Origin of the sequence: Bacillus sp. MMSF_3328 (assembly GCF_030733525.1) — a bacterium.
Lineage (GTDB): Bacteria > Bacillota > Bacilli > Bacillales > Cytobacillaceae > Bacillus_AB > Bacillus_AB infantis.
On sequence record NZ_JASHIV010000007.1, the window covers coordinates 116,002 to 127,913 of the forward strand.

General features: G+C 45.1%; 12 protein-coding genes. 10 read left to right on the forward strand and 2 right to left on the reverse strand.

The genetic code is table 11. The features are described from left to right. Window positions 1-126: 126 nt before the first annotated feature. The gene (locus RBB45_RS13715) at window positions 127-1,308 is read right to left on the reverse strand and encodes an MFS transporter (protein WP_224948598.1); all 1,182 of its coding nucleotides are present in this window, start codon (window positions 1,306-1,308) and stop codon (window positions 127-129) included. A 107-nt stretch (window positions 1,309-1,415) separates the two neighbouring features. Between RBB45_RS13715 and yeiL the strand changes: the two genes are divergently transcribed. The 7 genes from yeiL (at window position 1,416) to RBB45_RS13750 (ending at window position 6,332) form a co-directional block, all read left to right on the forward strand. Further along, window positions 1,416-2,111, forward strand: coding sequence for a transcriptional regulator YeiL (gene yeiL / locus RBB45_RS13720; RefSeq protein WP_224948603.1), 696 nt, complete (start codon window positions 1,416-1,418; stop codon window positions 2,109-2,111). Window positions 2,112-2,296: 185 nt separating this feature from the next. Then, window positions 2,297-2,764 (forward strand): hypothetical protein, encoded by a 468-nt coding sequence (locus tag RBB45_RS13725; protein WP_022544611.1) that lies wholly within the window; start codon window positions 2,297-2,299, stop codon window positions 2,762-2,764. Window positions 2,765-2,931: 167 nt separating this feature from the next. Continuing rightward, window positions 2,932-3,954 carry a serine hydrolase domain-containing protein gene (locus RBB45_RS13730; protein ID WP_224948604.1) on the forward strand — a complete coding sequence of 341 codons (1,023 nt, stop codon included), beginning with the start codon at window positions 2,932-2,934 and terminating at the stop codon, window positions 3,952-3,954. Window positions 3,955-4,106: 152 nt separating this feature from the next. Next, the gene (locus tag RBB45_RS13735; RefSeq protein WP_224948605.1) at window positions 4,107-4,448 is read left to right on the forward strand and encodes a hypothetical protein; all 342 of its coding nucleotides are present in this window, start codon (window positions 4,107-4,109) and stop codon (window positions 4,446-4,448) included. Window positions 4,449-4,546: 98 nt separating this feature from the next. Next, on the forward strand, window positions 4,547-5,107 hold the full coding sequence (locus tag RBB45_RS13740) for a cysteine hydrolase family protein (RefSeq protein ID WP_129613104.1): 561 nt from the start codon (window positions 4,547-4,549) through the stop codon (window positions 5,105-5,107). A gap of 151 nt (window positions 5,108-5,258) precedes the next feature. Continuing rightward, window positions 5,259-5,582 (forward strand): TIGR04104 family putative zinc finger protein, encoded by a 324-nt coding sequence (locus tag RBB45_RS13745; protein WP_224948606.1) that lies wholly within the window; start codon window positions 5,259-5,261, stop codon window positions 5,580-5,582. Between the two features lie 51 nt (window positions 5,583-5,633). After that, on the forward strand, window positions 5,634-6,332 hold the full coding sequence (locus tag RBB45_RS13750) for a hypothetical protein (RefSeq protein ID WP_129613106.1): 699 nt from the start codon (window positions 5,634-5,636) through the stop codon (window positions 6,330-6,332). Between the two features lie 654 nt (window positions 6,333-6,986). Here RBB45_RS13750 and RBB45_RS13755 read toward each other — a convergent pair. Continuing rightward, window positions 6,987-8,399: a VWA domain-containing protein gene (locus RBB45_RS13755; RefSeq protein ID WP_224948608.1), complete on the reverse strand. Its 1,413-nt coding sequence runs from the start codon at window positions 8,397-8,399 to the stop codon at window positions 6,987-6,989. Between the two features lie 255 nt (window positions 8,400-8,654). Between RBB45_RS13755 and RBB45_RS13760 the strand changes: the two genes are divergently transcribed. The 3 genes from RBB45_RS13760 (at window position 8,655) to RBB45_RS13770 (ending at window position 11,885) form a co-directional block, all read left to right on the forward strand. Beyond that, window positions 8,655-9,035 (forward strand): PH domain-containing protein, encoded by a 381-nt coding sequence (locus RBB45_RS13760; protein ID WP_253618925.1) that lies wholly within the window; start codon window positions 8,655-8,657, stop codon window positions 9,033-9,035. 102 nt (window positions 9,036-9,137) lie between these two features. Beyond that, complete coding sequence (locus RBB45_RS13765) at window positions 9,138-9,626, forward strand: hypothetical protein (RefSeq protein WP_022544601.1); 489 nt, start codon at window positions 9,138-9,140, stop codon at window positions 9,624-9,626. Between the two features lie 138 nt (window positions 9,627-9,764). Continuing rightward, window positions 9,765-11,885 (forward strand): MMPL family transporter, encoded by a 2,121-nt coding sequence (locus tag RBB45_RS13770; protein WP_306009754.1) that lies wholly within the window; start codon window positions 9,765-9,767, stop codon window positions 11,883-11,885. The last annotated feature ends 27 nt before the right edge of the window (window positions 11,886-11,912 follow it).

Genomic DNA, 11,912 nt, shown 5'->3' on the forward strand with positions numbered 1-11,912 from the left:
AACGTGCTGGCTGGTTTTCAACTTCTTCTGAGATGGCTAAATTGAAATGAAATAGCCTTAGGAAGTATGAGCTCCTAAGGCTTTTGTTTGGCACATGCCACGTTTTCGATAACCGATAAAGCAGGATTAACCAGCTAATTGTCCAGCAGCCACTTCTTTCCGGTGCGCCATCCTCCGATAAACCAGCGCCACAATCAGCGAAGGCACCGTACACACCAGCATCCCGAGGAAGGCATATCTTGGCTCAATCTCATACAGGTATCCGCCAAAGATGGTGAATACTGCCGTGCTCCAGCTGAGGGCGAGCGCAGAGTAGATGCCCTGGGCGATCGGGACATCCTTCGGCGGGATGTACTGGATCATGTATTTCATGAATGCATAATGCCCCATGGCGAAGGAGAGAGCGTGCAGCAGCTGCGACACCGAGAACATCGCTACATTCGGGAAGGCGAACACAAGGATCCAGCGAACGGTGCTGCCGAGAGCCGCTAGTGCCAGCAGGGAACCGGGTGAAACATTGCGGAAGACGCGGTCGGCGACAAGGAAGAACAGGATTTCTGCGACGACCCCAATATTCAGGATCGCTCCGATCATGTATTTCGGCGCGTCGATTTCCTGCAGAAAAATGTAGCCATAGTTGTAATAAGAGGCATGTGCCGCCTGCAGCAGGATGACGATCACGAGCACAATCCCGAAGTGCTGGGCCTTGAATGGCCTCAGCAGCGAGCCTCTGCTCCTGGCGTCCGCCTTTGGCTTCTGGGACAGCACATCAGGAGCCTGCATCATCCCCAGGCAGGTTAGCATAAATACACCGAATAGCAGCCCCCAAAGAATGAAGCCGTCCCCGAACCGGCCAGTGAACATCGTCAGGATCAGACCGCTGATAATGAACCCCAGAGATCCCCATGAGCGGCTCTTCCCGTAATTCTTCAGCTGCTTATGCTGCACAAGCACACCGGCAGCCGTGTCCATCGCCGGCATCAGGGTCGGATAAAAGAAGTGCAGAAAAAGAACTGCAGCAAGCAAAGTCGAATACGAATCAGCCGGGATGCAAAGCAGCAGGATAACGAAAGTCCCGATGCCCATTCCATTGATCAATACCTTGCTGCTGAATTTCCCTGACAGATAGGGGAAGGCAAACAGTGTTGACAAGCCGCGCACTACAAGCCCCAGGCTCATAATCAGGCTAGCCTGGCCAACCGTCATTCCCTTTGTATGGATCATCCATCCGGTCCAATAGGGAAGAAAGATCCCCCAGGTAAAAAAGAAACTAAAAAATTGTCTACTCATCCAGCGTTGTGAATTCATCGTTCATTCCTCCAATGATTGCATCATACCAAGAGGAAAAGTAAAATAATATGAGATATCTCATATTTTGAGGTTGTTTTGAGAGAAAAAGGAAGCGGGGATGCAAAATGAAAAAAGTTCAGCAGAAAGAAAAGCAGCGTCACCTTGAGAAGCACAGCATTGCCCATCTTTTCTCATTTCCTATCGAAGAAGGCATCGAAGTCCACGAATACCAGCGCGACGAATGGATCATACGCGAAGGTATGCGCCCTGATTACCTCTTTTATGTTATCGAAGGAAAAGCCAAAATTTACATCACCTATCAAAACGGCAAAGTCTCTCTCATCAATTTCATTAACACTCATGACTATATCGGCGAGATGGAGCTTTTGCATGAGGTCTACTACACAAAAGGCATCCAGGCCTCCACCCGCACCATCTGCTTTGCCATTCCCCTAAACCAATACCGTAATCAAATGCTCGAGGACACGCTATTCCTGCGTGAACTCACCAAATTCCTCAGCCTCAAAGCCACCAATATGGCTGCTAAATACTCCCAAAGCCTCGCCTTCCCGCTCGAAAACCGCCTTGCAGACTTCATCCTGCAAACAGCGGACGGGGATTTTTATAAAGAGAAGCATGTAACCGTCTGCGACTTCCTCGGAGTTTCCTATCGGCACCTGCTGCATGTACTCGCCCAGTTCTGTGAACAGGGATACCTGCGGAAAGAAGGAATGCGATATCTAGTTGAATCCCGGGGAAGGCTGGAGGAATTGGCTGGCGTTTTGAGGAACCAGGGGGACGGGTCCCTTGGCTCTTTTTAAGAATGGGCCAGGGGGTCTGTCCCCCTGGTTTTTATGTTCCATGTGAAACAATCCTGCTGGGCAATTTTGGTGGTAAGAGCAACTTTGCAACGAGAAGTCCTTTTGCAATCAGTAACTGGATTTTTTCCTCTTATCTGGATACCTTATAAAGATAGGAACCGTTCAGGGTGAGGTGAAGTTCATTTATGTTATCGAGGCGGCATGTGGTATTTAATTTATCGATCATTATGATTCCTTGGTTTTCGCTGCTGTTTATCGGTAAGCGCAGCTTCAAGCGATATGGAATTGCAGGCGCGATCATCAGTATATTTGAGATAACGAACCATCTTTATGGACGTCATAAAAAGTGGTGGAAATTTTATGATCAGCCTAAATCATTTATAAGGGATGAATTGCCATTTGATATAGGTCCTTATATGCCAGTTTCTCTGTGGATCCTTAAATATTCATACGGCAATTTTAAAAAATTCATCCTGCTAAATGCTCTTTTTCATGTGGTTTTCGCATGGGTTTTCCTGCCATTTCTCAAGAAGGTAAAGATTGTCCGCCTAACTCGTATCAGCTATTTCCAGTTCTTTCTCTATATCCACTATAAAGCGTATTTATTGTATGCTTTACAACATTTAATTGAGAAGATGCGTTTTAGCCGGTAGAATCTTGAAAGCTGGCGCGGCACTGTCTTAAGAGGAGGTTATCCGTTTGTCTTTATCACACTGCTAAAAGCCTGTTACCAATGAGGGGGACAGGCTTTTTTTTATATGGTAAGAGAAAGTACTTTCCACTAAATGGTATAATGATGTTAAAAAAACAGGGGTGCGGAATGGGACATAATCTCATCAACGTAAAGGAACGGATGGATTATTATCAGGTAAAGGGGCTGAGTCTGGCGCTGATTGAAAATGGCCAGATCAGCAGGCTGGACCAATATGGGCTGTTGGAAGTGGGAACTGACAATGCTGTGCAGGCAGAATCTATATTCAATGCCTGCTCAATAAGCAAGTTCCTGACAGGAATGCTGGTGATGGTGTTAGCGGAACGAGGGGTTCTTCATTTGGATGAGGATATCAATCACAGGCTGCAAAGCTGGAAGGTTCCTGATAATAGGGTCACTGTGGAAAAAAAGGTCACCCTGCGCCAGCTGCTCAGCCATCAATCAGGAGTGGTGGATCCGGCGGGAAGTTTTATGGAGTTGGGTTTTAGAAACGAAGCATCCTCAATGGCTGAGCTGCTGGAAGGAAAAACAGCATATTGCAGTGTCCCCATAGAGGCGGCATATGTGCCAGGGAGTGAATTTCATTACTCAGATGCCGGCTATTGCATTGTGCAGCTGCTGATTGAAGATGTGACTGGAAGATCATTTGAGGAGCTCGCATATGAGTTGATTTTTGAGCCATTAAAAATGGAGAACAGCTCTTTTCCAAGGATGATTTCGGGTAAGAATTATGCTTGCGGACATGACAAAAATGGACAGTTGATTGAGGAAAAGTACTCTGTTTATCCATATCCAGCGGCATCTGGGCTATGGACAGCCCCTGCTGAATTAGCCGGGCTGGTTATTGAGTTGATGAATGCAATAAATGGTGAGAGCAAAATAGGTCTCTCTGCAGAGAAAGCAAAGGAAATAATCCAGCAGCAAGGCAAAGACTGGGCAGGTCTGGGTGTGTTTTTAGACGGATCGGATAAAGAGCTTGAAATCTCCTCTCTTGGATGGGGAGTCGGCTTTCAATGTATGATGGCTGCTTATCCATATAAGGGGGCCGGCCTTGTCATCATGATGAATACGGACTCGGGGGTTCATCAGATGAAGGGGATTATTGGGGAGATTTATCGATCTTTATTTTGAATCAGTAGGCTGCTTACGGCCTTTACATACTTAAAAAAGGTGCCTGTACCCAAATTGGGGACAGGTTCTTTTCATTCACCGGCTCCAAGAAGGAAATCCACCTCTCCCTGCCGAAATAGAGCTTTAAGCGGAAAATGAAAGTGAGGATGACAATGCTTGAAGTCTATAATCGCTTAGACGAATTCACCAAAATGCATGATGAATTTATTCGCGGCTGGAGCCATGCTATGAACTCAGGGGATACATCCCTGGCAGAAAAGATGGCCGATGATTATTATGTGGCCTTTTTCAATGGCGGGAATGAAAAACCAGTCTTTTTTACGAAGCGAGCAGCGGTAGACGGCATGAGACAATCGATCCGGCACTTTCGGGGTGCGGAGAAGAGGTTTGAGAACAGGGTCATCAGACTAAGAAATAACGAAAATGCTGTCGTGTTTTATGAGCAGTTGATTGTGAAGGATGGAGAGGTACTGGCAAGGTTGTTTACCAATTGAAAATTGGGGCCTGATTAACGGAGATGGATGGTTATAAGGGAGATAGAAGAAGCAGTTAATTAGCCAACAGCATTTTATAGTTGAAAGGGGAAATCATTTTGAAGCAGACATTATTGGTGATTGATGCCCAGCAGGCATTGATTGATGGAAGTCATGGTGAGAGCAGTCCGGTTTTTAATAAAGAGCAGCTGATCCGAAATATCAATCTGGTTATTGGCAAAGCAAGGGAAAAGGATATTCCGGCTGTATTTGTCAGAGACCTTGATATTGCAGGTGGGGAAGGAGAGGGATTTCAGGTCCATAATGGAATTGAAGTTCCTGAGGATGCGGTAACTTTCAATAAGACGGCCACTAATTCTTTCCATGGGACAGGGCTCTTAGAGCATTTGCGTTCCCAAGAAATTGAGCATCTTGTGATTATGGGCTGTGCTACGCAGTATTGCATTGACACTGCGGTCAGGACGGCCACAGTCAGCGGATTTGATGTCACTTTAGTGGGGGATGGCCATTCAACAGCGGACAGTGACGTGCTGCCGGCCGAACAGATCATCAAGCACCATAACAAGACCTTGCATGGCCATTACAATGTAGAGCATTTCTCCGTTGTCAGGAATGCCGAGGAAGATCTGTTCAATCCTATTCATGACTCGCATAGATAAGAGCCAAGGGGACAGGTCCCTTGGCTCTTTTTGAGGTTGGGTCTAGGGACCTGACCCCTTGGCTCGAGTCAGGCCATGGGACCTGACCCCCTGGCTCACAACAGCTTCGAGCGCTCAGAAGGAATTGCAGATGGATAGTGGAGGTTAAAGTATGGGTGTTAGCTATTTGCAAAACTGTAAGAAATGCCATGCTCCATTCAACTGGCGGAAAAAATATCGTATTTTATGGAGAGAAGTAAACCAGCCAGTAATATGTGACAACTGTGGCTCTGAACACTATGTAACATTAGGGGGAAGGCTGGTAAATACTTTTTTGGCAATAGGGTCATTGACTATTTTTGCCGGTATCATAGCTCCCTTTGACAACATTTATTTAGACCTCGGCGGTGGAATTCTGCTGGCCTTTTTAGGTTCACTGCTGGTTCCTTATCTTACAATATTAAAAGTTGATGGTGAAAGTTTGTATTCAAACTAGAGAAAATTTTCTTTATAAATAAAGCCAACGGTTCGATAAAGGGGTGGTTGTTTGGCCAAAAAGCTTAGCGTTTTGTTCATTTTACTGGTTTTCGTATTATCTGCGTGTTCTAGCTTCAAGAATGCAGTCGGCGGATGTCCGGATGCAGAGATATCCTGGGTAGATGTAGTGATGATAAATGGCATTAAATACGAGGGTGAAGATGAAGGGTTATCGGAAGGAGAAGCTCCGGAAAAAGGGCAAAAAATAGGCGAAGTCAGGTATATGTTAGCAGACAACGCCTGTTCCAATCATAAGCTGAGAAATGGTGATGCTGCATTTCTTCCTGTTGGGACAGAAATTTTTCAAATTGCCGGGTACAGATCTGATTTCAGAGTGCTTGCGGGTAATAAGGTTTATCAAGTCAGTGAAAACAAGAAAGCGAAGACAATCTCAGAACTATTAGATATAGAAGGCAAGGTGAAGAAGATGAGCCTTGAAAGCGACTATGATGGCAGCCACGTATCTGATTTTACTGAGCAGGAAACAGAGGATTTTATGGAAGGCTTTCTTGCGCTGGAGTATGTAGGTTATGATAAAGTTCACAAGAAAATTAACAGTGAAAATAGAGTGTTTTTGAGGATCCACCTTAAGGATGGTTCGTCTTTTAGCTTCGTTTATTGGCCGGAAGAAAACGTATTGAATACGGGTGCTTTTGGGACAGAGGAAATGAAAGAAATTGTGCTTGGCAGGAAAGGGATTGAGGAATAGCGGGAAGGCTTTGAGCCATGGGGACAGGTCCCTTGGCTCTTTTTGAAACTGGGCCATGGGACCTGTCCCTGTGGCTCTTTAGGGAGGGGTATGAGTAATCCGAATCGAATTAAGATTAAAAATTAATCTAAGTTTTTATTGTTTCTTATCGTAGTCGTCGGCCTCTCATATCTGTTAGTTTATAATTGCCGAATGGATTTGACCTTATGTTACAGCAGAAAGATAGTATCACCATAGTTTAATCTATTTGGAGTTGCAAAGGACATTTCAACTGTATCATTTCCTGAAGAAGAGGTATGGAAACTCCAGGAGATCGCTTACGAAATAAATAGACAAAAAGAATTCCTATGGTTACTTTATTCTGCTCTCGGAGTATCTCTGTTCCGCTTATCTCTAAGCTGCGAGAGGAAATGAACTTTTGGGAAAGCAATCCTAGATAGTAATTTTATTTTTGCTGTAGTATTGCCGGTATACTTTATTAGTAATTCAATAAACAGGATACAAAATATAATCTCCTGAATAGGCACAATTGGAAAAGGTGCCTGATCCCGGCATGTGCTTAAGCTTACAAGTATGTGGGATCAGGAACTTTTTGTAAGGCACTGAAAATTAACGTCTTTTCGAGAGATGAGCCAAGGGACCTGTCCCCCTGGCTCACCGAATCAACCCCCCGCTCCTGGCCTTCTTCACCCATTCCGGATACTCCTGCATCAGCAAGTCATAAAGCTCTTCTTCCGCTATCGCCTTCGGGTCTTCGACGCTGAAGAAGTCGGCATTGTCGAGGTAGCGACCGTCCATGTTATCCAGTTCTTCGAGGAAGGTGAAATCTGATTGGAACATGGCCTTGAAGAATCCGCGCCTGCCTTTCTTTTTGCTTGCGTCGCGGTTGGATTTGCCGATGGCCATGAATTGCCAGAAAATCGGTTCGTAGGAAGAGTTCTGAATGTGATTCCGCGTTTCACGTTCATCAAAGGTGGCGCCATCTGTTACAAACATGACATATACCGGCATATTACGGGCTTCCGGACTGGAGCGTTTTCCTGCAGATCCGAAATAATGCTGGCGAATTTCTTTCATTACCTTCCCGTAATAGGTGCCGCCTTCGAGCGGATACGCCTGGTTCAGCCTGTTTACAAAGCCATTAAAATTATCGATGGTCAGCTCATCGGCATGATGGGCATTTTGGCCGAACAGGAAGATATCAATCGAGCCATCGTCATCGAACCTTGTGCCAAGTGCCAAAATCCGCTCGGCAAATTCCTGGATCTTCCCGGAACGGTACAGGCCTGCCATGGAGCCGGAAATATCGAGGCATAATGCCACCTTGGCGCTATGGTCCTGAAGGCCTGCCTTTTCAAGGGACACTTTCACTTTTTTCGAGAGATCGAGAATTTTTGGCGCCTTCTGCTCCATCTTCTTTTCCAGCATGACTTTTTTGCTGTTGGCGGGGTGCTGTGCCGGAGTCGGCTGGGCCGGCGTTGCTTGTTGGGCGTGAGGCGTGGCTGGTGCTATTTCTGGCACCGGCTGCTGCGCCGGTCCGCTCTCATCTTCGGCCACTTCTCCGCCAAAATGCTGAAGGAGTGCGGCCAGGCCTCCATCAAATCCTTTTCCCACCGAGGCAATTCGCCAAATATCCTTCAAGTATAACTCGCCAATTATGATTGCTTTTTCATTTTGAAAATCGCTGCCTGTGAAGCTGTACTGCAAAATGGGCTGTCCGTCCGCTTTCACAGTGAGGGTACCGGATGAAACCAACGACATGGTACCTTCTCCATCAATTGCTGCCGTAAACACTAGGTTCTTTACGGATGGATGCAGCTTGTCCAGATCGATTTCATATGTACCAGCTCCGCTGCTGTGGGCTTTCATGCTAATTTCCCCGGCAGGTGACTGAAGCTGATTATAAAAGATCATATATCTATCATCTGAAAGCTTTTTATCTCCATCCAAGCCGAAGCATGTAACATCAACCTCCATCCCGGACTGAACCTCAACTGCAACCTCCAGCTGTTTAGAAGAACTAAAGTCATCAAGCTTTGCTCTCTCACCGCGCACTAATAGTCTCATAGAAAAACTCCTTTTAATCTCTTTTTCTGTATTTTACACATTGTGGCAATTCATTTCCATTGTGAGCCAGGGGGACAGGTCCCTTGGCTCCTTCTTGAAAGCAGGTCCCGGTGAACTCTCCAGTGGCCTCCTCTGAAACTTTCAGCATACTAAAACGTATGTAATAAGACATTTATTATGTGGGAGGTGCTTTTTATGGTTTTTCATTCAAAAATAGATGCTTTTTTTACTAGTTTAATTCTGGCTGCGGTGCTCGTGATTGCTTTTGTCTCATTCTTCCCATTATTCATTGAAGGCGGCACTCAATTGCCAGCGGTTCTGATACTTGCTTCAACTTTCCTGTTAGTGACGGGTTTTATTTTATGGACTGCTTTTTCGGTTAAATATATTTTCTATAAAGATTACTTATTTATAAAAGGCGGGCCGTTTAGAAGCAGGATTTCTTACGAAAATATAATAAAGGTATCTCCTGCAAATGATATTTTTACTGGATACAGAATACTGTCATCGAGGGATGCCCTTGAAATTTTCAACAAAACAACAGCCTTCGGAAGTATAAAAATTTCTCCAAAAGAGAAAAGGGAGTTTATTGCTGAGTTAAAAAAGCGATGTCCCGGCATCACCATACAAGATTGAAGGAGCCAGGGGGACAGGTCCCTTGGCTCACTTTTTGAAGTAGGGCCAGGGGACCTGACCCCTTGGCACTTTCCCCATACCCTAACGTTAGGAAGGTGCATAGTGAATTATTATAGAGTGACAAAATATGATCCTCAAAAAAGGGATGCATACGGCAATTATCTCGATGACAGCGAATGGACTAGTTTTTCAGAGGTAGGCACCAAGGTCGGTGAAGAGGAATACTTGCGTACTGAAACAAACTATATTCAAGCCATCACTGCTTTTATGGATGAGGCGGGAGTGGACAGACTTTATGTTAATGCTCTTGAGATGTGGACGGAAGCGGCAGCGGTCCAGGAGAAACTGCTTTTCCTCTCAGATATCTGGATAGGGAAAGCCGTCCGGAAAGAAGAAATCACGGAAATGGCGAGGTTAACCTTGAGGGAAGCTGTCTGGTGTAAATTAAGCTTCAGAAAAGAGTTTTTTGTTCATTTTGGTTATGACTATTATATGTTTATTGGTACGAATAAGGATTGCCCCCAAGCCCGGAGGAATGTCCTGGAGGCGGGGCTGTTTGTTGAGGAGTTTCGATCTCCGTATTTAGCTTGAAGAGTAATTTTATAAAAAGGTGCCTGGTCCCTCTTTGAAGTATGAGGGGCCAGGCGCCTTTTTTGTAAACAAAAGTTGATATTGAATTTATATTAGAAATTTATAATGGGGAGCAAATAATAAAAAGGAGGCTATGTAATGAAAAGATGGCTGACCCCTATTACAGACTGGGTATCAACAAAACGGGGGATGTGGATCACAATCATAGTCTGGCTGGTACTGATGATAGCTTTAAGTGCCGGGCCAAAGCTTGGCGACTATAAAGTGAGTAATTTCCAATCACTCCCTGATGAGGCGGCATCGATAATTGCTGAGAATAAGATAGAGGAGTTATTTCCAAATGAGCAGGGAACCCCTGGAATCCTTGTTTTTCATAATAAATCCGGTGATATTCAATTAGATGAAGTCAATGAGATTGTGAAAGGAATTCTTGCAGAAGATATTAAAGGGATTGATCGAATCGTTGATATCAGCAAGCTTCCTCCCCAGGCAATGGAAGGGTTCATTTCCGTAGATGAATCAACGGTAATTGTCCCGATGGAATTGGAAAAAGGTCTTGGAAGCAAGGATTATTCAGAAATTAACGATAGAGCATCAAAAATCGGCAATGAAATTGCGGATATATTAGAAAGCACAAAATTCTATATTACAGGGCCAGCGGGAATTGCAGGAGATACAACGAAGCTGTTTGAACAGGCAGATGTCGTGTTGCTGCTAGCAACGATTGTGATTGTATTGGTGCTGCTGATTGTCATTTATCGTTCGCCGCTGCTGGCGTTCATCCCGCTGCTGGCTACGATCATCGTCTACCAGGTGGTAAATCAGAGTGTTGCACTGATGGGGGCTGCCGGGCTGGAAATCAATAACTCGACGACTTCCATTATGAGCATCCTGCTCTTCGCGGCTGTTATTGATTATTCTTTATTTGTGTTTTCCCGTTATCGTGAAGGGCTTAATGAAGTGGAGAGTAAATATACGGCGATGAAAAATGCCATGCGCGCTACGGGTGAGCCAGTCTTTTTCGCGGGCGGTACAGTGATGGCCGCCATGCTGGTCTTATTTTTCGCTAATTTCCGTGATTATCAGAACTTTGCCCCGGTATTCGGGCTGGCCATGTTCTTTATTATGCTTGCTTCCATTACGCTTGTACCTGCGTTATTTACCCTATTTGGACGTAAGGCGTTTTGGCCGAAGGTGCCGAAATATGGGGATAAAAAGGGTCTGAAACACACGTTTTGGAAATCGATTGCAAGGCTGGTGGTCAGAAAACCATGGATTAGCGGCGGTTTGACAGGGATTTTCCTGGTTGTGACAGCAATCAATGTGATGAACATTGAGTTTGAATTCGATACAGTGAAGAAGTTCCCTGAAGATTTGCCGTCCCGAGTCGGATATGAAATTGTGGAGTCCCAGTTTGATAAGGGAGAGCTTGCTCCTTCTACTTTGCTCATTGAAAGCAGTGAGTCCCTGTCGAAGGAAAAGACGGACGAAATCAAAGCAGAATTGGAAAGTCTGGACGGCATCGCATCAGTCCGGAAGGATGGACAAACTGAGGATGGCAATGCTTTAAAGTTGAGTGTGGCTTTATCGATGAATCCCTATTCAAGAGAGGCAATTGATTTTATGGAGAATCTCCAGGAGTCATCACCAGAAATGCTCCGGAATCTTTCTATTGACGGGGAAGCGTATTATGGAGGAGTTACGGCAAAGCTGGTTGATGAGAGAAATGTAAATAATAAAGATATTGTGATGATCATGATCCTTGAAACGGTCTTAATTCTGGGTCTCCTAATAGCCCTTACCCGTTCTATTAAAATGCCTATTTATATGGTGGGGACTATCCTGCTGTCATATGTTTCTGCATTGGGACTTGGAAGCTTCCTGGTAGATGTTCTGTTCGGTTTCGATGCGATAAGCACCCGCGTGCCTGTTTATGCCTTTATCTTCCTGGTGGCATTGGGAGTGGATTATAATATCATTCTTGTTTCCCGTTTTATGGAGGAAAGAAAGGCCCATGGTGTAAAAAAGGCCCTGGAAATTGCCATGACCAATACGGGCGGAGTGATTTCATCTGCTGGTATTATCCTGGCTGCCACCTTTGCGGCCCTGACAACGATGCCGATTGCTGATTTATTCGTATTTGGCTTTATGGTCGCAGTCGGTATCCTGATGGATACTTTCCTGGTTCGGGGAGTGCTGCTGCCAGCTTTGATATTAGCATTTGAGAAAGATCATCAGACCTCTCATAATAATCAATAGCACAATGGCGAAGGCAGTCCGCCGTAT